The organism is Yersinia aleksiciae, from assembly GCF_001047675.1.
Classification (GTDB): domain Bacteria; phylum Pseudomonadota; class Gammaproteobacteria; order Enterobacterales; family Enterobacteriaceae; genus Yersinia; species Yersinia aleksiciae.
Genome location: NZ_CP011975.1, coordinates 583,287 through 608,662 on the forward strand (window position 1 = coordinate 583,287; position 25,376 = coordinate 608,662).

Below are 25,376 nucleotides of genomic sequence, written 5' to 3' on the forward strand. Positions count from 1 at the left end.
TCTCCATGAAATTCTTTCTAACCCCTCACACTTATGGGGTCTGCTTATTTATCTCAACGTGAATCGTCTGAGGCTGCCCTTTTCCATCAAAATTCTGCACGCTACTCTCACCAAACCAGTCGCCCGGCTGTGGATTAGCGGTGCCATCCAATGAGATACGTGCGCGCACTTTCACCTGCTGCAATGACGAAAGCAAACGCTCCGGCATCATTGCATTACTGTCATCCAGCGTTATCGAGAGCGGGAATCGGCTCAAAGGCAGTTGTTTGACGGCAACCGGTACCGGATTTCCCCCATCAGTGACCGATATAATCAGTGTTCCCTGCTGAGGTAATTTTCGGGCGGCATCAGATGATAGTGAAACCTCTATTCCCAGTGTAGCTGTTTCCTGCCCTGCCTGTGATTTGGCTTGCGCAATACTGCGTTTTATCACTTCTACACGCGAATCACCAGCGGGCAGCAATTTTAGCATAACTTCCCACGCGCCAATGGCTTGTTTGAAATCACCCTGCTCAAAAGCATTAAAAGCTAATAGACTCATGGCGCGCAGATTGGTGTGATCTTGCCCCACCATGGTCCGTAGCATCTGGGTTGCCAACTGATTATCCTGCGGATCATTGGAACGTGTCAGCACTTCGGCATAGCCAAGTCTGACATCCTCATTATCGGGCGCGAGTTGATAAGCTTTAGCAAAAGCTTGTGTCGCCGTGGTGGCATTATTCAGCGCCATCCCCACTCTGCCAAGCATCATCCAGTCGTTGACGTTGCCGGCATCCTGCTGCAAGGAGGTTCGCAATCCCAGACCCAAACGGGCGACCTCTTCCATGGTCAGCGGTTCAGCGCGCTCATTGGCCACTCTGGCGCGTAATTCAGGCATTTGCGCCTCAACCTGATGCCATGCCTGCACCTGGGCCAAACCACCCGTTTTCAGGTATAGCCCTACCGCGATCACCACCAAAATGACCACGCCCGGTAAAAGCGCCCAGCGGTTGATGGGCATTGTCACTTCATCCGATTGCTGCGGGATATCCGTCAGCAAGTTTTGTTGCAGTTCCTGAATCAGTTCAGGCCGCTGTTCAACCACGCCCTGTGCTTCATCTTCTGCCAATTCAGATAACCGATCCTGATAAATGGCCTTATTCAGCGCATCCCGGGTGGTCGCCGAAGAGTTTGTCTCTTGTCGCATGGCCGGAATGACCAACAAGGCACCCGCGACCGCCAGTAAAATAATCACTATCAGCCAAAAAGCCATTATGGTTGTTCCCTGTCAGTCTGTTTTGATGAGGTCGGTGGTTCAGCCAACAGATTGTGTAATCGTTGCTGTTCCTGCGCGGAGAGCGAGGTTTCCTTCTCTACCCGTCTGCGGGCGCGTAAAATCACCACTGCCGCACCTATCAGCACAAACAGGGCAGGCCCGACCCACAAAATCATCGTCGCTGCAGTAACGGGAGGCTCGTAGGTCACAAAATTGCCATAGCGGGCCACCATATAATCAATGATTTGCTGTTTGGTATTCCCCTGCTGCTGGAGTTCGTACACTTTAGCGCGCATATCAGCGGCGATGATGGCATTGGAGTCAGCAATACTGTTATTTTGGCATTTCGGGCAGCGCAGCTGCTCAGTCAATTCGCGATACTGCTGCTCCTGCGCCTCCGATTTGAAAGTGTAAGTATCGATGGCCGCAAACACACTCCAGCTCAGCAACAGACCGAGCATCAGGCTCAATAATCTCATGCGCCCCCCTGATACTTCTTATACAGCGGCAAGATTTCCTGTAACCAGACGCGATCATTCAGATCCCCGGCATGGCGATAGCGGATAATGCCCTGACCGTCGATCAAGAAAGTTTCCGGTGCGCCGTACACCCCGAGATCCAGCCCTAACATGCCATCACCATCGTACAAACTCAGCGCATAAGGATTGCCCAGCGAATTGAGCCACTGCACAGCTTTGGCGCGATCGTCTTTATAGTTCAGTCCCACCACGCGAATACCCTGCGCCGCCAGTTTATTCAGATATTGATGCTCAGCCCGACAGGTGGGGCACCAGGTCGCCCAGACATTGAGCAGCATGGGTTTACCATCATGTAGCACCGCCTGATCAAAGGTTTTGCCCGGTTGGTCGAGGGACTCCAGCTTGAAGGTCGGCACCGGCTTACCAATCAGCGCCGACTCCAGCATAGTTGGATCGTCGCCATTGGCATTGCGGGTCAGTTGCACTAAAAAGGCCACCACCAGCAGCAAAAACAGCACCAGCGGAATGAACATCAGCTTATTGAATGAAGCAGGAGATTTCATTATTCCCCCTCCGACGCAGCGCCGCGTTTTAACTTTTTGCTCATCCGGTAGCGCGGATCGAGCATACAGCAGATACCGCCGATCGCCATAAACACCCCACCGTACCAGATCCAGCGAACGAAGGGTTTGTAATACAAGCGCACCGCCCATGAACCGTCATCCAGCTCTTCGCCCAATGCGGCATAAAGATCTCGGGTTAGGCCGCCATCAATGGCCGCTTCGGTCATCATCGAACGGGCTACGCTGTAATAGCGTTTTTCCGCATGTAGGGTCGCTTCCGGCTTGCCATGACGGGTGACATCAATGATCCCTACGCCGCCAGTGTAGTTTGGCCCTTTAACGTCATGAACGTCGCGGAAAACAAAGTGATAATCGTGGATATCAATGCTATCACCGGCCTTCATGCGCACATCGCGCTCAACACTATAATTTTGGCTAAACGCAATACCGATCACGGTGACGGCCACACCCAGATGGCCCAGCACCATGCCCCAGTGGCTGCGGGAGAGGTGGCTCAGCCCGCGCCAGAAACTGTGGCGATGCGTGGCGCGCTCGTGTAGCTCCATTAATGTCAGGATAATCACCCAGATAGACATCATCAAGCCGACCACCGTCATACCGGCAATGGTGTCTTGCAGCAGCCACGGCACCAGAATCGACAGCAGCAAAGTGACCACCAGTGCCACCCCCAAACGTCGCCACAGCTTACTCGGTTCATCACGACGCCAGCGTACCAGCGGCCCGATCCCCATCAGCAGCGCCATCGGCGCCATCAACCAAGTAAACATGGTATTAAAGAAGGGTTCGCCGATAGAGATGCTGCCCAGCCCCAGCTGTTTGTGGACCAGTGGCAGCAAGGTACCCAGTAACACCACCAGCATGGCGGCAATCAGCAGCACGTTATTCCCCAGCAGGAAGGTCTCGCGCGAGAACACTTCATGTTGCGTCCGGCTGCGCACTTGTGCGCCTTTGACCGCGTACAGCAGCAAGGAGCCGCCGATGACAATCACCAGATAGGCCAAAATAAACATGCCGCGCGCCGGATCAGAGGCAAACGAGTGCACCGAGACCAGCACACCAGAACGCACCAAGAATGTCCCCATCAGGCACAATGAGAATGCGGTGATGGCGAGCAGCACTGTCCAGGCTTTGAATGTGCCGCGTTTTTCAGTCACCGCCAGCGAGTGAATCAGCGCCGTACCGGCTAACCAAGGCATAAAGGAGGCATTTTCTACCGGGTCCCAGAACCACCAACCGCCCCAGCCGAGCTCATAGTAGGCCCATGCCGAACCGAGCACGATCCCCATGGTCAGGAACACCCATGCGGCTTGCGTCCAGGGTCGTGACCAACGCGCCCAGGCACTGTCGAGTCGCCCGGCCATTAAGGAAGCAATGGCGAAAGCAAAGGCCACCGAGAAACCGACGTAACCCATATAGAGCAGCGGCGGGTGGAATATCAGCCCGATATCCTGCAACAGCGGGTTCAGGTCGTTGCCATCAATGGGGAAGTTCGGCAAGGTGCGGGTAAACGGGTTTGAGGTCATGATAATGAACAGCAAGAAGCCGCCAGTAATCATCCCCAGCACCGACAACACTCTGGCTACCGCATCATCCGGCATTGAGCGGCTAAACAGCGCCACCGCCAGTGACCAGCAACTGAGCAGTAACACCCACAGCAGCAGTGATCCCTCGTGTGCACCCCAGCTGGCCGCGATCCGGTAGTAGATCGGCAGATGTGAATTCGAGTTAGCCGCCACATAGGAGACGGTGAAATCATTCACCACAAATGCGTAGATAAGACATATAAATGAAAGCGCAATAGTGGCGAACATGCCGTAAGTCAGCGGCCTGCCGGTGGCCATCATGCGGGCATCCTGCCGCGCGGCCCCCCACTGCGGGTAGAGGCTCAGTAGCAGCGAGATCGCCAGTGCCAGACATAACAAAAAACTGCCAATTTCAGGCATCATGAGGCATTGCCCCCACTGTTGGCGCTACTGTAAGCCTCGGCTGGCCGTGTATGGTTCTCTTTCATCGCTTCTTTAACTTCGGGTGGGGTGTATTTTTCATCATGTTTTGCCAGCACTTCTTTGGCATTGATGGTATTGCCTTTCGCAAATACCCCTTGCGCCACCACCCCCTGCCCCTCACGGAACAGATCTGGCAGTATGCCGGTATAGGTCACAGTGACCGCGCCGCGCGCATCATAAACCTTAAAACTCATCTCCAGCGTCTTATTATCTCGTTTGACCGACCCCGGCATCACCATGCCGCCAATGCGCAAACGCTGGCCGATTTCCGGCTTCTCATGGCGCTCACCTTTGCCCTGCAAAATTTCGCCCGGCGTATAAAACAAATCAATATTTGAGCGCAAGGCATACAGCACCAGTGTGGTGGTCAAACCGATCCCGATCAGCACCACCAGCGCCAGATAGAGCCGACTTTTTCTCCGTGGATTCACTGTTGTTTCTCCTGTGAATGGGCTGAGTGCTGACGAATACGCTGTTCTCTGGCCTGACGCCGCTCAATATCCGCTAATAACTGTTTGTGCTGCCACAACGTATGTAGCCACAAACCCAGCAGTGAGAGTAATGTGGCCGCCACCGCCAGCCAGACATAAAAGGCGTAGCCGCCCATGGCAAAAAATGCCGCCCAAGAGTCAAAGGCCGGTTTCATACTCGTGGCTCCTTACGCAATAAGGCGCTAACCCAAGGGCGATGCCGCTCTTGCTGCAAAATCAGATTGCGCAGACGCATTAATGTCAGGGTGATAAAACAGAATAGGTAGCCAAAAATCGCCCAGCGCAACGGTGAGCGCATACTCGGATCGATGCTCTGCTGCATGTTGGTTGAACCTTGGTGCAGGGTATTCCACCAAATAACCGAGAAATGAATGATCGGGATATTGACCACGCCAACCAAGACTAAAATACCCGCCGCACGCCCCGCCAGCTTGCGGTCTTCGAAAGCGTTATACAGGGCGATCACCCCCAGATAGAGGAACAATAGCACCAGCTCAGAAGTCAGGCGTGCATCCCAGATCCACCAGGTGCCCCACATAGGTTTGCCCCAAGTGGAACCGGTAACTAAGGCAATGAAGGTAAATACCGCCCCCACCGGTGCCATGGCGGCCAGCACCTTGTCGGACATTTTCATTTGCCAGACCAATCCGACGAACGCTGCTATCGCCATCGACATATAGATGCCCATCGACCAGATGGCCGCCGGAACATGCAAATAGATGATACGGAAGCTATCACCTTGCTGGTAATCCGAGGGAGCAAAACCAAATCCCCACACCCAGCCCACCAGCAGACAGATAGCCGCGACTATGCCCAGCCAGGGAATAAATCGGCCGCACAGCTGATAGAGCCGTTCGGGTTTAGCCAATTGATGAAACCATTTCCACATTTTTCATTGCTCACGTTGAAATTGGACAGGTATCACCACATTGGCAATACCGGTGCAGGATACGGCGCACAATCTGCTCTGACTGGCGTTGGCTACCGCGTTTAAGCTTCTGAAAATCGGTACTCATTTAACTGCCGTTTACCACCAAGGATAAACTGCTAGTGCACACTCACTCTCAACGCCGCTGCGGTAGCAAAAGGTGCAAGTGTCGCACTCCCTGCTAACATCGCCCCCAGAATGGCCAGATAACCGTCAATTGGCAGCGCCATCGAGGCCGCATCAATGGCCGCAGTGGCAAATATCAACACCGGGATATACAGAGGCAGTACCAATAAGCTCAGCAAAACACCGCCCTTGCGCAAACCAACGGTGAGCGCCACACCAATAGCGCCAATAAAACTTAAGGTCGGCGTCCCCAATAACAGCGTTAGGGCCATCGCTATCGCGGTATTCATGTCGAGAGAGAGCAGCAACGCCACCAGTGGCGATAAAACAAGCAGTGGCAGTCCGGTAACCACCCAGTGAGCACACACTTTGCCTAACACCGTGAGCGCCAGCGGCGTGGGCAATAGCAGCAACTGCTCGAGCGACCCATCGAGAAAATCATCACGGAATAACCGCTCCAGCGATAACAGTGACGCCAAGAGTGCAGCAACCCAGACGATGCCCGGTGCAATGCGCGCTAACAATTGCGGCTCAGGGCCAATACCCAATGGAAACAAGGTGATGACAATCAAAAAAAACCAGAGCGGGTTAACGATTTCGCCGCCTTTTCTGAAGGCTATTTTTAATTCACGGCGTAACACGCTGATAAACATTAATGCTCCTGCGTGTTGGTGAGACGAATTTTTCGCACGTGCTGACCGACAGCATCCAAGTCCTGATGTGTGGTCAGTAGCACCACTCCGCCGTTGGCAGCATGTTCGACAAACAGCGCCAACAGTGTGCCGACGCCCTGCTTATCGATAGCAGTCAGCGGCTCATCCAAAATCCACAACGGCGACTGACTCAACCACAAGCGGGCCAGCGCCACCCGCCGTTGCTGCCCAGCCGATAACTGAGAAACCGGTAAATCTTCGTATCCCACCAGCCCGACCTGAGCCAGTGCTTGCCAGATTGCGGCGCTATCCACCTTTTGAAACACTGACTGATAAAACGCCAGATTTTCAAAAGGCGTCAGTACTGACTTAATACCCGGCTGATGGCCTAAAAACAGTAAATCCTGATGATAGCGGGCGCGATCACGGCGGATATTCTCACCCAGCCAGTTCACCTGCCCCTCATCGGCATCGGCAAGTCCGGCCAAAATACGTAGCAAGCTGGTTTTACCCGCGCCGTTTTGCCCCTCAACCTGCACAATTTCGCCCGCAGCAACACAAAAACTTAACCCTTGGAATAAGTGTCGCTCATCTCGAATGCAGGTCAGATCTTTGGCTTCCAGCATGAAGGATTCTCTTCCACCGTAGGATTGTTAGTTCAGGAAAACCGAATGATAACATAAGGCTTAAACCTTACGTAGCATGGGTCTAACGCTATCCCTACCCTTATAGAGGTATTATTCGGCATAAGATCAAATTTCTGTAGAAAAAATCGACAGCGTTAAAATTTGGTTACTTTTTTCTTTCACACAATTTATCTCCTCGCTATCCCGCAGGTAGCATGCGGTAAACTGTGAGTTTGGATTGTCGACAGCACTTATTCACCCTAAATTGGTGACAGAGTGACCAAACAGACCGCTAACTGCTTATTATCTGGGTCAAAATGCGTATAATGCTCCAGCAGCATATTTCACCGGCAACCACCCTGCCGATGACCGGGTCCCCGTAGTTAAACGGATATAACAAGCCCCTCCTAAGGGCTAGTTACTGGTTCGATTCCAGTCGGGGACACCACTACAGCATTACCTCGCAACACCACGACACACCAAAAACCCTTTCACAGCAACCTCTCCAGACAATCGACGTAACCGCACGTAACCACAAATAACCGTGAATAAAGTATAAAGTGGGGGTAGTATCAGGGGTATTGAAAAGGCCTCTACATAGGATACCCCCGCAATACCATTATCAGCCAGGCAGCTAGAAACAAGAGAAGGCCTATACAATTGCAGAGCGGAGGCTGGTTCCGGCTAATACTGAGTAAGTCGCTAAATGGTTTTATGGGCTGATCAATCATGGAGACTTATTGAAACAGATTAAGTTTGGACGACTATCTGGTTAGAAATATTCTGATTATCTCGCGTGGAAATCGAACCTGATAATCGGGCCACAGAAAACAGTATGAGATGCAAATTGATAGTGTTATTAGGAGGATCCATATAACACTACAATGAAGAACCTTTTCAAATGGTGCTCCATAAACTATTAAGTGAAATCAGCCGGGACACCGTTTTCACACCACCGAATGCCCCTTTTACTTGATATTAAAACCCACTCTCCATCAATGCCCCAATGCCAATTTCCATGCCGGTAAAGTATATCGAATACAGTACGGGACTGTTCCGCGTTCGAATAATCCCCCTTGAGCTAATGAACCAGCATCAAAAGTATCGAAGCCAAACTGGTCAAGTAGCGTACTCACTCTTTGTTTAGACTCGGTGTCATCACCTGCAATGGGCAAGGCGCGCCGATCAGGCGTTCCTGCTACACCCTATACGCTCCTTTCCCCCGTCTGACTATTCAATAACCTGATAAAAAGTGTAAAATAGGCGATTAGCGAGACAGTAATCGATTATTTATCAATTTTTTATATTTATTAAATTTAATTTCAAGGGGTTAGCAAGATGAGTTTACCAAACTGTCCAAAATGCAGTTCTGAATTTACATGGCAGGAAGGGGAACAACTGAATTGCCCAGAGTGTGGTCATGAGTGGTCAGAGAACGGTGCTTCAGCAGCAGACGAAGAAGGGTTGGTGGTACGTGATGCCAATGGTAACCTGCTGATTGACGGCGACTCGGTCACTGTTATTAAGGATCTGAAAGTCAAAGGCAGCTCTTCAACCTTGAAAATCGGCACCAAAGTGAAAGGCATCCGTCTGGTTGAAGGTGACCACAATATCGATTGTAAAATTGATGGATTTGGTCAAATGAAGCTGAAATCTGAGTTTGTTAAGAAAAACTAATGACTTAACCGCTCATTTGCCCCCCATAAAAGGCGCTAACTATCCACGCTTTTTGCTATGTGCTGACTTCGGGGGGCCGTTCGTCACTCTCTACCCTCACCTGCTTTCTCCACCCTAATTAATATATTCGCGATCTTACGCCCTAAGTGCACCACTACTGCTGAAAGATGCAAGTTTCCTCCTCACCTAATCCGTTTCTCGGCAACACATTCTGTCGCCGCACTAATTTAGATATATCTTTTTTGCGTTACCCTCTTGCCAACTACGATATATCGATATAGTTTAGATATATCGAAATTGTTTCGATATATCTAAAGGAGAGTCATTATGTTTGGATTTTCAAAACGAGGTCATCGTCATGGCGAAGAGCATCACGAAGGGCAGCACCGTTGCGGCGAGAGAATGCATCGCGGTGGCCGCCACCCTATGATGGGTGACAGAACGGAAGCAATGAGAGGCGGCAGACGCGGGCGTGGTGATAAAATGCATCGCTTGTTTGAACACGGTGATTTACGTGTTGTTTTGCTGGCGCTGGTTGATAAAAAACCCAGCCATGGCTATGAGCTGATTAAGGCTATCGAAGAGGCGTCATCAGGGCTTTATGTACCAAGTCCAGGGGTGATCTACCCGACACTCACCCTGCTGGAAGAGCAAGATTTTGTCACGCCAGTGGCAACCGGTAATGGCCGCAAAAGCTACCAGATCACTGAAGCTGGCAAGGTTGAATTGCAGCAAAATCAAGAGATGGTCGATGTGATTTTCTCTCGACTGGCACAGGTCAATCGTCGCCCTGAGGGGAATCTGGCAGAAGGGATTTCCGATGCCATGCACCGTTTACGTCATATTTTGCGCAGTAACATGGTGCGGTCAGATGTCACGCCAGAGCAGGTTGTCCGCATAAATGCCGCTTTAATTACCGCAGTAGAAGCTATCGAAAAAGAGTTAACTCCCGCGTCAGTGGCGACTGATGTGAATGTACAGGAGAAAAACTGATGCCCGGCTATCGTTATCGCATTACTGTTGAACCGCTCACCGATCGTAAAGGTGAGCCAATGGATAAAGCACCGGTCACCTTTGAAGTCGAGAATCATGATGAGATCCTCGGCATCATCGACCGATTGCAGGCGCGTGAAGATCTGGACTTCGGCAAAGATAAAACAGCGGCATTTGCGGTGGGACTGAAACTGTTTTCAGAAACCATGATGGAGAACCGCAAGCACCCGCTGTTTGCCCCAATGCGCACAGCATTTATGGAGTTTATGACCCTACTGAAAAAAGGCTCACCTCGCGACCGTCATGAGGATGGCGAGCAGTAAAACAGAATAAGGTCATTTATGCATTATCTCGCGGGAATATCCATTATCGACGATATTCCCGGCATTTTTAACTCAAATCAGCACCGTTACTGGCGATGACTTTTTTATACCAATAAAAGGATCGCTTTTTCCGACGTGCTAAAGAGCCGTTTCCCAGATCATCGCGGTCAACATAGATAAAGCCGTAGCGCTTACTCATCTCCCCAGTCGAGGCGGAAACTAAATCGATGCAACCCCATGAGGTGTAGCCGATAACCGGAATACCATCATCGATAGCCTCGCCCATGGCTTTAATATGCTCGCGCAAATAGCTAATGCGGTAATCATCCTCAATTTCACCCTGCGGGTTAATTTCATCTTTCGCACCCAGCCCATTTTCAACCAAAAACAGCGGCTTCTGATAGCGGTCGTACATCATGTTCATGGTGATGCGTAAACCTAAGGGATCAATGCCCCAGCCCCATTCGCTGGCCTCGATATACGGGTTTTTCAGGGATTTGACGATATTGGCCGCACTGCTGTTATGGTCGTTCATATCCGCCGATGCACAACGGGAGGCGTAATAACTGAAAGAGACGAAATCCACCGTATCCTTAAGGATATCGTCGTCCCCGGCGTCAGTGATGATTGAAATCCCCTTCTCCCTGAAGAGGCGCTTGGTGTAGGCCGGATAAGCGCCTCGCGCCTGTACATCAATGAAAAACAGGTTCTCGCGGTCTTTTTCCAGTGCCGCCCAAACATCTTCGGGCTTACAGGTGCGTGGGTAGAAATTCCCACCCGCCAGCATGCATCCCACCTGATTATCTGGGTTGACCTCATGGGCAATTTTGGTCGCCAGTGCGCTGGCAAGCAGCTCGTGATGAGCGGCCTGATATTTGACCTGCTCCTGATTTTCATTTGGCTCAAATACCAGTCCAGCACCGGAGAACGGGCTATGCAGCAGAATATTAATCTCGTTAAAAGTAAGCCAGTACTTCACCAATCCATCAAACGCCTCGAAACAGGTGCGTGCATAGCGCGTGAAGAACTCCACCATTTTCCGATTGCGCCACGAACCATATTCCGTGACCAGATGCATCGGAACATCAAAGTGGCACAAGGTGACCAACGGCTCAATATTGTGCTTTTTGCATTCGCTAAACAGGTCGCGGTAGAAGGCGATACCTTCCGCATTCGGCGTTAATTCATCGCCATTTGGGTAAATCCGGCTCCACGCAATTGATGTACGGAATACGGTGAATCCCATTTCAGCCATTAATGCGATATCGTCTTTGTATCGATGGTAAAAATCAATAGCCTGATGGCTGGGATAAAACTCATCATCTCGCAACGCGAAGCGCTTCTCCTGCCCCAGTTTCACCGCCAAACGGTGCGGCCCATGGGGGATCATGTCAACTGTCGTCAGCCCTTTACCACCTTCAAAGCATGCACCTTCGGCCTGGTTTGCAGCTAATGCGCCGCCCCATAAAAAACCGTCGGGAAATGTTGATACCGCCATGAAATACCTCATTATTTAGTTAATTTTCACTGCATTCTGCGCAACAACTGCGTCGGAAGGATGGGCGCTATCACCTTCACTGTTCTCAACAGGAATATCCTCAAACCCCAACAAGAGTGTGGTGACAAACGAAATCACTATCGCCAGCACCATGACGCCAAACACCCAGACGATACTCATTGGATTTGTCGGATCGAAGAACTGAACACTGGTAAATAGCCCAGGGGATGCCATCGAGTGGCTGGCCAGTCCGCCAATTCCGGCGACAGCGCCACAAATAAAGCCACTGATTAAGCTGGCGATCAACGGACGTTTGAGCCGTAAGGCGACACCGTAAAGTGCAGGTTCAGAAATACCGGCCACAATTGCGGATGCCGCCGCTGCCAGTGCTGTCTGGCGCAGTTCTGGGTTTTTAGTTCGCCATGCCACCGCCAGCGAGGAGCCACCGAGTGAAAGGTTAGCACCAATTTCAGACGGCATAACCATGCCCTCTTTTCCAGTTTCGGCGATGGTTTGAATAATCGTCGGGGTAAAAACGCGATGCATGCCCGTCATCACCAGTAATGGCCAGAGTGCCCCCATAATCGCAACAGAGAGCCAACCCAGATAATCATGAACGGTATAGACCAAGGAAGAGATGCCACTGCCGATCCAGATCCCCAATGGGCCGATAAACATAATGGCTATCGGGGCGGAAATCAGCACAATCAGCATCGGTTTAAGGAAGTTTTTGGTCACGGCAGGGGTAATGCGATCGACCCAACGCTCAATATAAGAGAGCAGCCAGGTCATGCATAACGCGGGGATCACGGTATAAGTGTACTTCACCGCCGTGACGGATAATCCCATAAATTCAACCTGTTGACCTTGCGCAGCTTTAGCCATCAAATCAATAAAAGTGGGATGGACCAGCACCCCGGCAATGGCGATAGCCAGCGACATGTTGGTTTTGAATTTGATTGCGGCGGAAGCAGCAACCATCACGGGCAAGAAGAAGAAAGCGCCGTCGCCAATGACATTCAGAATGATGAGTGTTGAAGAGCCTTTGCCGAAGATACCGGTCATATCCAGTATCATCGCCAGCAATTTGACCATCGAACCACCAATGATCGCCGGTATCAGCGGCGACATGGTGCCAATCAGCGCATCAAGTATCCCTGCCCCAATCCGTTTTAAGGTGATTCTGTTTTTTTGTGGTGCGCTATTTGCCGGTAATGCGCCTTCCGGCAGGAGTTTCAGAACTTCTGCATAGGCATAGGAGACATTATTACCAATGATGACCTGGCACTGGTTTTCATTGCGCACCACCCCGAGCACGCCACTGATGGCCTTCAACTTAGCCAGATCGACCGCGTTATCATCTTTGAGTACAAAGCGTAACCGCGTCATACAGTGGGTCACAGCCCCGATGTTACCGACGCCACCAATGGCATCGACTATCAGTTGAGATACTGCGGCATAATTCTTAGACATGAGTAACAACTCCCCGTAACGACGCACGCCGAGCTAAGCGAACCATTTGCGGCCGAAGGGAGACTGCCCTCACCGGCATAAATGCACAATTAGCCATTATATTCATATAGTTATAATTAACCCATCTGCCGATAACCATCATGTTTTGTTCTTTTCAAACAAATAGGTAACCGGTTCCACATGAGAATCGTTAATTACGAAGTTAAATTCAATAGATTGGTTAATACAATTTTCATTTTGTGATAACGATCGGCATTAGTGCTGTAATTTATTCTGCGCAACAGCCTGCTTCTTGCCAGTAGTAACGTGTAGAATGACCTTAATTGTTTAAAAGCCAGGAAGGGCCTATGTCTACGATGCAAGAAGTGGCAAAAAAAGCAGGCGTATCTAAAGCCACTGTTTCACGGGTTCTGTCAGGCAAAGGCTATGTCAGCGAAGCGACAAAAGAGCAGGTTTTTAAAGCGATTGAAGAGGCGGGATATCGGCCAAATTTATTAGCGCGCAATCTGGCGACCAATAAATCACAATGTATCGGTTTCGTGGTCACCAATACGCTTTACAATGGGAATTACTTTAATGAAATTCTTTCTCAGGCGGCGAAGAAACTAGAAAACAGTGGCCGCCAGTTGGTGTTGGTGGACGGAAAACACAGCGCAGACGAGGAACAAGCGGCCATTCAGTTTCTGCTGGATCTCCGTTGCGACGCCATTATCATCTATCCGCGATTTTTAACTGTTGATGCCATGGATCTGATTATTGATAAACATAAGCAGCCGATTATGGTGGTCAACAGAAAATTAAGAAAAAATCATAGCCACTCTGTTTTCTGCGATCATAAAGGTTCCAGTTATCACGCCACAAAATATCTTATCGAGCAGGGGCACCGAGATATCGCCTTTATTACTGGCTCACTGGATTCTCCCACCGCTATTGAGCGTCTTTCCGGCTACAAAACTGCATTAATGGCAAACTCATTGCCGGTACGAGAAACACTTATTGCACGAGGAAAATGGACGCCACAGAGTGGTTCTGCTGCGGTAGAGTCATTACTCGCCAGTCAGTTGCCTTTTAGTGCAATCATCGCCAGTAATGATGATATGGCGATTGGCGCGATGAAAAAATTAAATGAAGTGGGTATTCGAGTGCCAGAAGCAATATCTATCATCGGGTTCGATAATATTCCGCTTGCCCCTTTTCTTAGCCCGTCGTTATCCAGCATTAAAGACCCCGTCAGCAGCATGATAAATGAAGTTATCAACCGGTTAGTATCCATGCTGGACGGGGGCTATCTATCAAACGAAAATTTGTTTCAGTCTGACCTCATTCTCAGGGACTCGGTCAGCCATGGGCCTTTCTTTAGCGAAAAAACTGTTTAGCTCGAATAAAACTATTTAGCCCGAACACCTTCGACTGACAATATCAGCTCGACTTCTTGTGAAGCCGGGCCTAAATCGGTAGTGATATTAAAGTCTTTCAACTTAATATTACCGTTCGCTTCAAAACCAGCGCGGTAACCACCCCATGGGTCATTGCCTTGTCCGGTCAGTTTACTTTCTAGGGTGACGGGCTTAGTCACGCCATTCAGTGTCAGGTTGCCGACCACGGAATAACCTTCGCCACTCTTCTTCACTTCAGTCGACTCAAATGTCGCCTGCGGGAATTTACTGACGTTGAGGAACTCTTTGCTGCGCAGATGTTTATCACGCTCAGCGTGGTTGGTATCCACGCTATTGGTGTTGATCACCACATTCACTTTATCGGCAGCCGGATTTTTCTCATCAAATGTGAAGGAACCGTCAAAATCGTTAAAGCTACCGTATAACCAGCTATAGCCTAAATGTTTAATCCGGAATTCGATAAAGGCGTGTTGCCCCTCTTTATCGATTTTATATTCGGCGGCTACGGCGCTGCCTGCGGTAAACATCAGTGCGCCTACAGTCAGGCCCAATAGGGTCTTATTAAACATGCTTCATTCTCCATAATACAGTTGGTTAATCGGTGCTACGTCCCAGCATCCGTTTAAGGGTAATATCACCATCAATAAAGTGGTGCTTGATCGCGGCCAGCCCATGTAATAGTGAAAGCACTACCACGGCCCAAGCCAGATAAAGATGCACAGTGCCGGCGGTATCAGCTTGATCAGGTAAGCCCGTTAATGTCGCCGGTAGACTAAACCAACCAAATACATTGATAGGTTGCCCATCAGCCGTTGAGATCAAATATCCACTGAACATAATACAAAATAGAACAATATATAAAATTAGATGAGCCAATATCGCGCTGACTCGCGTGAAACGGCTATAACTGGATAAGGGTTTTGGTGGTGGCGAAATAAAGCGCCAAATAACCCGAAATAACATCAGAGCAAATAATATACAGCCGATACTTTTATGTATTTCTGGGGCCTGATGATACCAGCCATCGTAGTAGCCCAGCGTCACCATCCACAACCCCAGAGCAAATAACCCATAGACAGTTAATGCTACCAGCCAGTGGATGCCAATAGTGATACGACCAAACTGCTCCTTGGTATTTTTCCAAAGCATAATGATTCCCTTTTGCTTAATTCATAAAACAATAGTCAAACATTATGAAATATAAAATCAACACTTATTTGATATAAGATATATTTTAGCAACCGCTGTCAGTTATTTTGCAAAAGGCTATAAATACTCGGTCAGTTTAATTGTTGGACTTTACTTAACTTGACAGTGCCATCATAAATATAGAGAAATACAAATTAAATAATATTAGCCAATCCCTCACGGTCAGCATAAAAAATCCCCCAACCAGTGCGATTAACTCCGTCTGATTGGGGGATAATAATAAAGGTCAGGATGACTAAAGCGACTGCTGCAACATCCAGTTAAGCACTTGAGTGGATAGCTGATCGCTCGCCAGGCCAAACGCCTGAACCACCTCATTCATCTCCGTGCCTTTTATCGGCTGGCGGATTTCAAAATGACGGGTGGCGATAATCCGACGGTCTGAAATTCTGACCAGCCGGGCATCGAAGCGGATCAGCACTTCACTCTTGTCCGTCAGGTAGACGCCCTGAAACGCGGAGAGATCACCGCTCAATTCAACATCAGCCTGCAAACTGTCGTCGTCACTACTGACTGCACGAATACGGCCATCGGTGCGGAACTCCTGAATCAAGCGATTGCGCACCAAAATAGGCGCGGGGTCACTCCAGCGTGAGTTTTGATAGACCGCAATCTCCTGCCCCTGCGGCTGCACGGCGATCCGTGAGCTGTTCAAGAACTGGCTGGTCGCCGGTTGAGAAACCCGCAATGACCAATCGACCGTCGGCGCTCGCGGCGCATTCGTCGTTGGTGGCACCGGCAGAAGATAGACCTGTGATATCGGTGCCGTGGGTAAAATAGTGCAAGCTGATAGCAACATAGCCAGCATTAACAGCATCAATAACCAAGTGCGGCGGCCTAAATAGCGCATGACCTTAAGAGATATCATCGAGGTGCAAACTCCTGTGTTCTTTCGCGGCCACGCAGCAAGGCCGCTGGGTTCTCTTCCAAGCGGGAAACCGCAGCACGTAATGTGGCTAATGTTCTGCGCAGCTCATCAACCGCTGGCCCCAACTCATTCATCCCTTGCATACCATTATTGAGCGAGGTTTTATTTTCACTCACCAATTGATTGAGGATAGTACTGGTTTTTTGCAACGACGCCATGGTCTTAGCGGCATCACTGACCAGCTGTTTGCCCTGCCCATCCATTAATCCGTTAGCATTGCGCAGTAAGCGATTGGTCTGTGCCAGTGTCTCATTGGCCTGTTTGCTGGCCTGCGCCAACTGCTGCAACATAGTGCGGATATCGCCACGTTGATCGGCCACGGTCTGGGTAATCTGCGCGAGATTATCCAGCGTCCGGATGAGGCGCTGCTGATTATCGGGTTCCAAGAGTTGATTGAGGCGCACCAAGACTTCATTGGCGTTGCTCATGAAATTCTCACCGTTAGCCAATAACTGGCTCATCGGCGATGGCGTCGCCACAATAACGGGGACTTCACCGTCTTGCCCCTCCAGCAGTGGACTTGATTGGTTGCTGCTGCTGAATTGAATATTGGAGGTGCCCGTAATCCCTGCGACCGTTAGGCGCGCTTGGGTATCTTGGCGGATGGGCGTGGTTGCCGACACTCGAATCCGCGCCCAAACTTTATTGGGATTTTCACTATCCAGACGCAGCTGAATCACTTCACCGACGCGAATCCCACTGTATTGCACGGTGCTGCCCTGAGATAGACCACTCACCGGTTCATTGAAAACAATATCGTACAGTTTGAACTGCCGATTAGAGCCGGCATTAGTCAGCCATAAGCAAAATAACAGCGCAGCACTGACCACAATGAGAGTGAACAAACCAATGACAACATGATGAGCACGGGTTTCCATATTACAACCTCTCTCCGCTATTGGTAGCTGCCTGATAAGCAGCCCGGCCACGTGGGCCATGAAAATACGCCTGAATCCAGTCATCATGGGTCGCAGCGACATTATCCAATGTATCAACCACCAGTACTTTCTTCTGTGAAAGCACCGCCACACGATCACAAAGCGTATAGAGCGTATCCAGATCGTGAGTCACCAAAAATACCGTCAGATTGAGAGCATCTCGCAGTGTACGAATTAAACTGTCGAAGGCTGCCGCACCAATGGGATCAAGGCCCGCCGTCGGTTCATCAAGAAACAAAATATCGGGATCCAGCGCTAGCGCACGAGCTAAAGCCACCCGTTTGACCATACCGCCTGACAGCGACGCCGGATATTTACTGCCTGCGCCCGGTGGCAAACCCGCCAGTGCCAGTTTGACCTGCGCCAGACGTTCAGCTTCATCCCGTGGCAAACCGGCATTTTCAATTAACGGCAACGCCACATTTTCAGTCACCGTCAGAGAGCTAAACAGCGCACCCCGTTGAAACAGAACACCAAATCGGCGTTCAACCATCGAACGCGGCTGACCTGACAGCGCCATTAAATCCTGACCAAATACGTGAATCTGCCCGCCAGTGGGGCGGCGCAACCCAACAATACTGCGTAAGAGTACAGACTTTCCAGTTCCCGAACCACCGACAACCCCGAGAATTTCGCCGCGCTGAACATCAAGATTCAGGTCTTGGTGCACCGTCTGTTTGCCGAAGCTGTTCACCAGACCACGGATTTGAATGATTGCATCTTGCTTCATTTGGCTCACCATCCCATCTCCATGAAAAATAGCGCCGCGACCGCATCAAGCAGGATGACCACAAAGATCGAATGCACCACACTGGTGGTGGTATGAACCCCCACGGACTCCGCGCTGCCCGTGACTTTGAATCCTTCCAGACAACCAATGATGGCAATCAGGAAAGCGAAAACCGGTGCTTTACTTATCCCCACCAGAAAATGCTGCAATCCGTTGCTGTTTTGCATAATCGACAAAAACATGGTCGGCGAAATATCCAGCGTTAAGGCACACACCACCATGCCACCGAAAATGCCGCAAACCATGCCGATAAAGGTCAGCATTGGCAGCGAGACCAATAGCGCCAGTACTCGAGGCAGCACCAGCAGTTCAACCGGATTGAGCCCCAGAGTTTGGATGGCGTCGATCTCTTCATTGGCTTTCATCAGCCCGATTTCGGCGGTGAAGGCGCTGGCGGTGCGCCCAGCCATCAAGATGGCAGTGAGCAGTACCGCAAACTCGCGCAAGAAGGAGAACACCACTAAATCAACGGTAAAAATACCCGCGCCAAAGGTGTTCAACACGGTGGCACCGAGAAAAGCGATGACCGCCCCGACCAGAAAAGTCAGCAGCATAATGATGGGTACGGCATTCAGGCCAATTTGCTGAATATTGGCGATAAGCGAGGTCATTCGCCAGCGGGCGGGACGGAATATCGTGCCCAGTAAAGCTTCGAGCGTCAGCCCGATAAAGCCCAGTAATGATTTGATATCCTGCCATAAATTGTCCATCGAGCGGCCAATATTGGACAACAGCTCCAGCCAGAATGGGGGAGGTTTTGCAGATGGCTCCGGCACTAGATCCGGTAAAACGTGACTAACCGTTTCCAGTAAGACTCGGCGCTCATTAGGTAATGTGGGGGCAAGCTCACGCAGTTGGCTAACACGCTCTTCGCCGAGTAGCAACACCAGCAGCGTCGCACCGGCAGTATCCAACGCGCCCAATTGGCTAAGGTCAAATACCACTGCGGCAGGCAGATTCGCCCGCAATTGCGTCACTTCTGGCTCCAGAGCGCGGTAATGCGCCAAGACCCAATCCCCTTTAGCTGCAACTCGGACAGGCTGAACCGAGCTGTCGATATCGAGTTGTGCTGTGAACTGCCGCTCGGTCATAGAGAAAGCCTTACTCTTTATTAAGATACGGTTGTGGCATCGTCAACATACCAAAACCCAAGTCACTACCTTAAATAGATATATCACACACTTTAGTAAGAGTAATGACTAATAAGAGGCTTGAGTCGAAAGAGCGTCGAGGGGCCTTTCAGCCCCCACTATTAGTGCGCAAGTTGCAAAACCCGTTTTCCCGGCATTGTGAACCAAACAGCCACTGCCAGCAGAATCAACAACGCACTGGCCGTGCCTAATACCAAGCTGTGCGAGGCGGAAAACGCCAGTTTGGCACTGGCAAGCAGATGCTCGTTCCCACCGAGGCTATTCACCACCTGGATGGTTTCACTGATAGATGCACTTGCCTGTGCCACTAAATCAACCGGTAAATCCGCCGGTAACACAATCGAAGCGGTATAAGCTTGCGAAAGCATCAGACCAAATATGGCGACTCCCAGCCCGGCCCCCAATTCATAAGCCATCCCCTCGACCGCGCCCGCCGCACCGGCTTTTTCAGGCGGTGCAGCGCTCATAATGGCCGCCGTCGAGGCCAGCAGTGAGGCTTCAATACTGAAACCGAGCAATATCATCCATCCCCATGCCAGATAAACTTGAGTGGCAAAATCGGTCCAGGCTAGCCCGAGAAAACTCAATGAGCTCAATGCAATACCGGCACTGGCGACGGTGCGCAGCCCCAGTTTGGCGACCAACCAACCGGATATCGGCCCGCTCACTCCACTGGCAATCATCAGCGGCAGTAGGAATATGCCTGCGTCGAGCGGGCTTTTACCTAAGACAAACTGCAATTCCTGCGTCAGCAGTAACTCAAACCCCACCAGCGTGATCATGGCGGTCATCGCCATCACCATACCCACCGCGATCACCCGCTGGCTAATCAGCCGAAAATCAATCATCGGGGTGGTAGTGGCGAGTTGGTGGCGAACAAAGGCAAATAGCATCACACCGCCGAACAGCGCCGTCAGAGAGGTGATGACCCTATCGCCACCACGTAGCCCAGTCTTCGCCGCATAAACCAGCATCAGGATCGCGGTAATCAATACCAGTGCCGGAGCCAATTTCCATGTCTGTTCAGTACGCATGGGTTGGCTGGGGATCACTACTAAGGTCGCAATCACCACGGCGATGATAATGGGAATATTGATCAGGAAAACCGAACCCCAGTAGAAGTACTCCATCAATATCCCGCCCACCAGCGGCCCCATTGCGGCCCCCATGGTGCCAATGGCGACCCATACCCCCAGTGCCAACGCACGTTCCCGTTCATCGGTAAAAATATGGCGCACTGCGGATAGAGTGGCAGGCAAGATCATCGCCGCGCCGATCGCCAGAAAAGCGCGTGCAGCAATCAGTGCCGCGACCGACGGCGCCAGTGCCGCCGCCAGTGAGGCCAATCCAAACAGTACCGACCCCATTAAAGCCAGCCGTTTGAAGCCAATGCGATCACCCAGCGCCCCCATCGGGAGCAACAAACAAGCCATCACCAGCGAGTAAATATCGATGATCCACAGCAATTCGCTGCCGGTCGCAGACAGGGCAATACCCAACCGAGGAGCAGCCACATGTAATACGGTTGCATCAATCGAAACGGGGAGATACATCAGAATAATAACGTAGAAAATCATCCACTTTTTAGACATACAAAAACGCTCAAGTAGGGCATAAATTAATGTTGAACGCCTGTTCAACATAACAATACTAGCGGAAAGTTGAACTAACGTCCAATTCATCACATAATGACGAAAACAATAGTGAGTCAGATAAAGGAGTCATTTTTGGCCTATTTGAACCGCGAAGAGCGCCACGACACTATTTTGCAAGCGGCGATGCGTGTCGCCATAACCGAGGGGATGGCCGCAACAACCGTGCGCCGTGTTGCCAGTGAAGCTGGCGTGGCGGTCGGGCAAGTTCATCATCACTTTGCGTCCGTTTCACGCCTGCGGGCCGATGCCTTTCTGCTATTGGTGAAACAGTCGTTAACGGCTTTTGCTGACAGCAGTCAAAACTTACCCGCAACTGAACGGGTGCTACGGGTGCTCGGTTATCCGCAAGATGAAATGGGCCAAAGAGAGACTCGGCTGTGGAATGAAGTATCAATTCTGGCGGAGCGGGATGAGCTGATAAAAGCCGCCTATGCCGCCTCAATGTCAGACTGGCACCAGGCGACAGTCGATGTGATTAATGCCGGCATTGCCAGTGATGAGTTCCGCTCAGATATTAATGCCAGTGATATTGCCTGGCGTTTGATTGGGCTGCTTTGTGGTCTGGATGGCCTGACCCAATTTACCGAATTAGGCTTTTCAGAGGCAGAGATCCTACGCCACTTGGCTGCGATGATGGCAACCGAACTATTGAAAAACTCATAGCTGAAAAGTTAATCGGTACTCGACTCTTAGCCTGTATTCACAGTGGCGGTTTTTGCCCTCAATAACAGGCTATAATCGCTATTTAATTATTATCCCCAGTCGAAGGGGATTATTGAGAAGATAAAATGACTCAACAATCTACTGTAGCCGATGTTATCTATTACAACGGCACGATTTACACGGCTGACACGGATAACACAGTTTGCAGCGCCATCGCGATAGGTCAGGGTTATATTCTGGCGACCGGCGGTGATGATATTAAGCAGGAATTCGCTGGCCCCAACACCCAATTTATCGATCTGGCTGGCAAATTTATGATGCCCGGCCTGATTGATAGCCATATGCATCCATTCTGGGGCGGCAAACAGCTGATTGGCTGTAATCTCAATTATGCTGCGCTCAGTGTTGAGCAGACGCTGGATATTATCCAGAAGCACCTCGATAGTGACCCTTTTACCGGGGAAAATGACTGGCTGACGGTCCGCGCCTGGCAGCGTCAGGCGATGACACCAGTGGGTGCTGATATGAGCCGCGCGGCGCTGGACTCCCTCAATACCCGCCGCCCAGTCGCCCTGTTCTCCAATGACTGCCATACCTTGGCCGCCAACAGCCGTGCGCTGGAACTGCTGGGCATCAATGAAAATACCCCTGTGCCGCCAGACGGCAAAATCGCCCGCGACGTAAATGGCAAACTGACCGGTATTTTGGAGGATGCACCCGCCATGCGCGCTTTCGACAGCATCCCATCTGCGACGCCAGAAAAGAATGTGCAAATCGCCGCCCATGTGCAGCGCGTCCTGAATGCTCAGGGCGTGACTACCGTGATGGATACTCGTGTATTTGCCGAGCAGTTGCTGGCGTTTCGTCGGTTACATGAGCGTAATGAACTAACGCTACGGGTGCTGGGGGCCAAAGAGGTCACCCCCGATAGCCTGCAAGGGCCAGAAGACGCCGCGCGCGTGGTGCAGGAAGTGGTGGAATTTGGTCGTGAATGGGGGAGCCGTGAATGGACCCCGGCGCCGGGTTTTGCTGTCGATCACCTAAAACTCTTTATCGATGGCGTATTGCAGCCGCCGACCATGACGGCCGCCTTGCTCGAGCCGTACCGGGCAAACCGTGGCACCGCACAGCAGCCAGACTGGCAAAATACCAAGCACTATGGCGATCTCTACTTTACCGCACCGGTGGTCAATGCCGTGATTCTGGAGTGCGCCCGTGCGGGCCTGCATCCCCATACTCACACCGTGGGAGATGGCGCGATTGAGATGGTGCTGGATGCAGTGGAGCAGATGCGTGCGGCCTTGCCGGGCAAAGATATCCGGCCGGGATTGGCGCACAATGAGTTGGTTGCCGCCCATCAATATGACCGTTTTGCCAAGTTGGGGGCAACGGCGGTGCTCTCCTTCCAGTGGGGGGGATTGCCGGGCGTGCTGATTGATGAAGAGCGCGCCATGCTGGGTGAGACCCGTTTTCAGCATATGGAGCCAGCAGCTCGTTTTCTAGACGCCGGTGCGCGTATTGCTTATGGCAGTGACTGGCCGATTGATCGATTGGATGAGTGGTACAACCTGCAAGTGGGCATGACCCGTCGCGCATGGGATCTGGAGGGCAATCCGGCAGGGCCGCGTCTGGATAATGACCGGGATCTAACACTCATTGAAACGCTGCGCTCTGCCACTATTGATGCCGCTTATATGATTGCTAAAGAGCAATATATTGGCTCACTGGAAGCAGGTAAATTCGCCGATATCATCATTCTGAAAAACAACCTATTTGAGCAGTCGCCAGAGTCGATTTACCAGACTAAGGTAGAAGCGACGCTGATTGGCGGTAAATTAGTTTATCAAGCCGCCGATCCAGCTGAATAAACGCAAGCAATAACAACCTGAATCACTAAGTGACATCAGTGATTCAGGTCAATAATTGCGGTTAACGACACCCCTTCATCAAGTCGGGTCGTGATGGACTTTCAAACCTGCCCCCCTTGTGTCAAAATCCGCTCCTTTGTGTTTTACAGTTGCATAAAAATGCAGCTCAACGGTGCTCGTCTACACCAGGAGATGATAGGGTAATGCCACAAAATATTCAGTTGCGCAGAGTGCTTAAAACCCCCGCGCTGGTCGCTTTCGGCCTTGCCTACATGGTGCCATTAGGCGTATTTACCACCTACGGACAGGTGACCGTATTAAGTCAGGGCCACTTGCCCATTGCTTATCTGGTGACTGTTGCCACCATTCTGTTTACCGCCCTCAGTTATTGCCGGATGACCAGCGCCATGCCGCTATCAGGTTCGGCCTACTCATATGTTCAGCGTAGTTTTGGCGGCAAAACCGGTTTTCTGGTGGGTTGGGCGCAAATTCTGGATTATCTGTTCCTGCCAATCCTGAACTATTTGGTTTTAGGCATTTTCTTGCACGAAGCATTCCCGGCGATCCCCGCACCGATCTTTATCATTGCGTCTATTGTCAGTGTCAGCTTGCTCAACATCCTCGGTGTACGGCTACTCACTTCGGTGAATTTCTCGCTGATCGCGGCACAGATGGTCTTTATCGTACTGTTTATCGCCCTTTCATTCAGTCAGGCCGATCTCAGCCCAGCAGCGCTGATGAAGCCGCTGCTGGTGAATGCCGGAGATCTGTCGGGCTTGTTGTCCGGTGCCGCGGTGCTCTGTCTGGCATTCCTCGGTTTTGATGCCATCGCGACCATGGCCGAAGAAGCACACGACGCCAAGCGTACTCTGCCGCGCGCTATTTTGTTTACCGTCATCAGCGCCGGTGCCATTTTTATTGCCGTCTCCTATGCCGCCCATTTGGCCTATCCGGATTGGCAGTCGTTGATTCCACATCAAGATACCGCCAGCCTGATTATCTCGGAGCATGTCGGCGGCAAGTGGATGTATAACTTTTTTATGGCGACCTATCTGACGGGCGTGTATGCCTCGGCAATGACCGCGCAGACCAGCGTGTCGCGCATCTTCTATGCCATGGGTCGCGAAGGGGTGCTGCCGCGTAAAGTGTTCTTCCATCTGCATCGCAAGTTCCACACGCCATGGCGAGCCATTTTGTTTGTCGCGACCATTTCGCTGCTGGCGCTATTCCTTGACCTGAACTTAGTGGTGTCGATGATAAGCTTTGGCGCACTGGGCGCTTTCACCTTTGTCAATCTGAGTGTGGTAAAACATTTCCTGATCAATGAGAAGCGCCGTGGCGCATCGGCCATGTTCAAGTATGGGCTGTTACCCATGATGGGATTTGTGATGTCAGTCTGGCTGTGGGTGCATTTAGAGCAGCGCGCACTGGAGGTGGGTTTACTGTGGTTACTGGCAGGCTTTATCTATCTGCTGTGGCTGACGCGCGGTTGGCGTAAATCCCCGCCATCGGTGAATCCGGATGATATTTCACATCTGCTGTAACCCGTCAGTTTTGTCGTTAAAAGGGCCACTGATGTGGCCCTGAGGGCATGGACAAACCGTTGGCAGCGGTGAGAACAAACAGATCGTAAAGACGCGGTCAATCCTTCCCAGGAGGCTCGAA

The 25,376-nt window shown here is 51.1% G+C and carries 25 protein-coding genes and 1 tRNA gene; 8 read left to right on the forward strand and 18 right to left on the reverse strand.

Annotated features, from left to right (window positions below; translation table 11 throughout):
* Positions 1-31 precede the first annotated feature (31 nt).
* The 9 genes from ccmI to ccmA form a co-directional block, all read right to left on the reverse strand.
* A complete protein-coding gene (gene ccmI / locus ACZ76_RS02815) occupies positions 32-1,252 on the reverse strand; it encodes a c-type cytochrome biogenesis protein CcmI (RefSeq protein ID WP_048616625.1) in 1,221 nt (406 codons plus the stop codon).
* Positions 1,252-1,734 carry a cytochrome c-type biogenesis protein gene (locus ACZ76_RS02820; RefSeq protein WP_048616626.1) on the reverse strand — a complete coding sequence of 161 codons (483 nt, stop codon included), beginning with the start codon at positions 1,732-1,734 and terminating at the stop codon, positions 1,252-1,254. The genes ccmI and ACZ76_RS02820 overlap by 1 nt, the downstream gene beginning before the upstream one ends.
* Positions 1,731-2,297 (reverse strand): DsbE family thiol:disulfide interchange protein, encoded by a 567-nt coding sequence (locus tag ACZ76_RS02825; protein ID WP_048616628.1) that lies wholly within the window; start codon positions 2,295-2,297, stop codon positions 1,731-1,733. Before ACZ76_RS02825 ends, ACZ76_RS02820 begins: the two co-directional genes overlap by 4 nt.
* Positions 2,297-4,264 carry a heme lyase CcmF/NrfE family subunit gene (locus ACZ76_RS02830; protein WP_048616630.1) on the reverse strand — a complete coding sequence of 656 codons (1,968 nt, stop codon included), beginning with the start codon at positions 4,262-4,264 and terminating at the stop codon, positions 2,297-2,299. The genes ACZ76_RS02825 and ACZ76_RS02830 overlap by 1 nt, the downstream gene beginning before the upstream one ends.
* Complete coding sequence (gene ccmE / locus ACZ76_RS02835) at positions 4,261-4,755, reverse strand: cytochrome c maturation protein CcmE (protein WP_048616632.1); 495 nt, start codon at positions 4,753-4,755, stop codon at positions 4,261-4,263. Before ccmE ends, ACZ76_RS02830 begins: the two co-directional genes overlap by 4 nt.
* Positions 4,752-4,970 (reverse strand): heme exporter protein CcmD, encoded by a 219-nt coding sequence (ccmD, locus tag ACZ76_RS02840; RefSeq protein ID WP_048616635.1) that lies wholly within the window; start codon positions 4,968-4,970, stop codon positions 4,752-4,754. Before ccmD ends, ccmE begins: the two co-directional genes overlap by 4 nt.
* Positions 4,967-5,704 (reverse strand): heme ABC transporter permease, encoded by a 738-nt coding sequence (locus ACZ76_RS02845; RefSeq protein ID WP_048616637.1) that lies wholly within the window; start codon positions 5,702-5,704, stop codon positions 4,967-4,969. Before ACZ76_RS02845 ends, ccmD begins: the two co-directional genes overlap by 4 nt.
* A gap of 158 nt (positions 5,705-5,862) precedes the next feature.
* On the reverse strand, positions 5,863-6,522 hold the full coding sequence (ccmB, locus tag ACZ76_RS02850; protein WP_048616639.1) for a heme exporter protein CcmB: 660 nt from the start codon (positions 6,520-6,522) through the stop codon (positions 5,863-5,865).
* Positions 6,522-7,148: a cytochrome c biogenesis heme-transporting ATPase CcmA gene (ccmA, locus tag ACZ76_RS02855; RefSeq protein ID WP_048616641.1), complete on the reverse strand. Its 627-nt coding sequence runs from the start codon at positions 7,146-7,148 to the stop codon at positions 6,522-6,524. Before ccmA ends, ccmB begins: the two co-directional genes overlap by 1 nt.
* Positions 7,149-7,521: 373 nt before the next feature.
* Here ccmA and ACZ76_RS02860 point away from each other — a divergent pair.
* From ACZ76_RS02860 to ACZ76_RS02875, 4 genes are all read left to right on the forward strand, one after another.
* Positions 7,522-7,596 (forward strand) — tRNA-Arg (locus tag ACZ76_RS02860).
* Between the two features lie 890 nt (positions 7,597-8,486).
* Positions 8,487-8,825, forward strand: a complete 339-nt coding sequence (locus ACZ76_RS02865; protein WP_048616643.1) for a zinc ribbon domain-containing protein YjdM — start codon at positions 8,487-8,489, stop codon at positions 8,823-8,825.
* Between the two features lie 327 nt (positions 8,826-9,152).
* Positions 9,153-9,818, forward strand: coding sequence for a PadR family transcriptional regulator (locus tag ACZ76_RS02870; protein ID WP_048616645.1), 666 nt, complete (start codon positions 9,153-9,155; stop codon positions 9,816-9,818).
* A complete protein-coding gene (locus ACZ76_RS02875; protein WP_048616647.1) occupies positions 9,818-10,141 on the forward strand; it encodes a DUF3861 domain-containing protein in 324 nt (107 codons plus the stop codon). The genes ACZ76_RS02870 and ACZ76_RS02875 overlap by 1 nt, the downstream gene beginning before the upstream one ends.
* Positions 10,142-10,208: 67 nt before the next feature.
* Here ACZ76_RS02875 and ACZ76_RS02880 read toward each other — a convergent pair whose 3' ends face one another.
* Together ACZ76_RS02880 and ascF are read right to left on the reverse strand one after the other, a co-directional pair.
* Positions 10,209-11,639: a 6-phospho-beta-glucosidase gene (locus tag ACZ76_RS02880; protein ID WP_048616649.1), complete on the reverse strand. Its 1,431-nt coding sequence runs from the start codon at positions 11,637-11,639 to the stop codon at positions 10,209-10,211.
* Between the two features lie 15 nt (positions 11,640-11,654).
* Positions 11,655-13,112: a PTS cellobiose/arbutin/salicin transporter subunit IIBC gene (ascF, locus tag ACZ76_RS02885; protein WP_048616651.1), complete on the reverse strand. Its 1,458-nt coding sequence runs from the start codon at positions 13,110-13,112 to the stop codon at positions 11,655-11,657.
* Positions 13,113-13,459: 347 nt separating this feature from the next.
* Here ascF and ACZ76_RS02890 point away from each other — a divergent pair, with 347 nt between their 5' ends.
* Entirely contained in the window at positions 13,460-14,488 is a 1,029-nt protein-coding gene (locus ACZ76_RS02890; protein WP_048616653.1) for a LacI family DNA-binding transcriptional regulator, read from the forward strand.
* A gap of 11 nt (positions 14,489-14,499) precedes the next feature.
* On the opposite strand, the gene ACZ76_RS02895 is transcribed toward ACZ76_RS02890, so the two are convergent.
* From ACZ76_RS02895 to ACZ76_RS02925, 7 genes are all read right to left on the reverse strand, one after another.
* The gene (locus tag ACZ76_RS02895) at positions 14,500-15,078 is read right to left on the reverse strand and encodes a YceI family protein (protein WP_048616655.1); all 579 of its coding nucleotides are present in this window, start codon (positions 15,076-15,078) and stop codon (positions 14,500-14,502) included.
* A 25-nt stretch (positions 15,079-15,103) separates the two neighbouring features.
* Positions 15,104-15,658, reverse strand: a complete 555-nt coding sequence (locus ACZ76_RS02900) for a cytochrome b (RefSeq protein WP_048616657.1) — start codon at positions 15,656-15,658, stop codon at positions 15,104-15,106.
* A gap of 295 nt (positions 15,659-15,953) precedes the next feature.
* Positions 15,954-16,586 carry an ABC-type transport auxiliary lipoprotein family protein gene (locus ACZ76_RS02905; RefSeq protein WP_048616659.1) on the reverse strand — a complete coding sequence of 211 codons (633 nt, stop codon included), beginning with the start codon at positions 16,584-16,586 and terminating at the stop codon, positions 15,954-15,956.
* Positions 16,583-17,524, reverse strand: coding sequence for an MlaD family protein (locus ACZ76_RS02910; protein WP_048616661.1), 942 nt, complete (start codon positions 17,522-17,524; stop codon positions 16,583-16,585). The genes ACZ76_RS02905 and ACZ76_RS02910 overlap by 4 nt, the downstream gene beginning before the upstream one ends.
* Before the next feature lies 1 nt (position 17,525).
* Complete coding sequence (locus ACZ76_RS02915) at positions 17,526-18,326, reverse strand: ABC transporter ATP-binding protein (RefSeq protein ID WP_048616663.1); 801 nt, start codon at positions 18,324-18,326, stop codon at positions 17,526-17,528.
* Positions 18,320-19,465, reverse strand: a complete 1,146-nt coding sequence (locus ACZ76_RS02920) for an MlaE family ABC transporter permease (RefSeq protein ID WP_048616664.1) — start codon at positions 19,463-19,465, stop codon at positions 18,320-18,322. Before ACZ76_RS02920 ends, ACZ76_RS02915 begins: the two co-directional genes overlap by 7 nt.
* A 161-nt stretch (positions 19,466-19,626) precedes the next feature.
* On the reverse strand, positions 19,627-21,117 hold the full coding sequence (locus ACZ76_RS02925) for a SmvA family efflux MFS transporter (RefSeq protein WP_074007574.1): 1,491 nt from the start codon (positions 21,115-21,117) through the stop codon (positions 19,627-19,629).
* A 135-nt stretch (positions 21,118-21,252) separates the two neighbouring features.
* Here ACZ76_RS02925 and ACZ76_RS02930 point away from each other — a divergent pair, with 135 nt between their 5' ends.
* The 3 genes from ACZ76_RS02930 to ACZ76_RS02940 all read left to right on the forward strand — a co-directional run bounded on the left by ACZ76_RS02930 (position 21,253) and on the right by ACZ76_RS02940 (position 25,255).
* Complete coding sequence (locus ACZ76_RS02930) at positions 21,253-21,843, forward strand: TetR family transcriptional regulator (RefSeq protein WP_072080978.1); 591 nt, start codon at positions 21,253-21,255, stop codon at positions 21,841-21,843.
* Positions 21,844-21,968: 125 nt separating this feature from the next.
* Entirely contained in the window at positions 21,969-23,711 is a 1,743-nt protein-coding gene (locus tag ACZ76_RS02935; RefSeq protein WP_048616667.1) for an amidohydrolase, read from the forward strand.
* Between the two features lie 203 nt (positions 23,712-23,914).
* Positions 23,915-25,255 (forward strand): APC family permease, encoded by a 1,341-nt coding sequence (locus ACZ76_RS02940; RefSeq protein WP_048616669.1) that lies wholly within the window; start codon positions 23,915-23,917, stop codon positions 25,253-25,255.
* Positions 25,256-25,376: the final 121 nt, after the last annotated feature.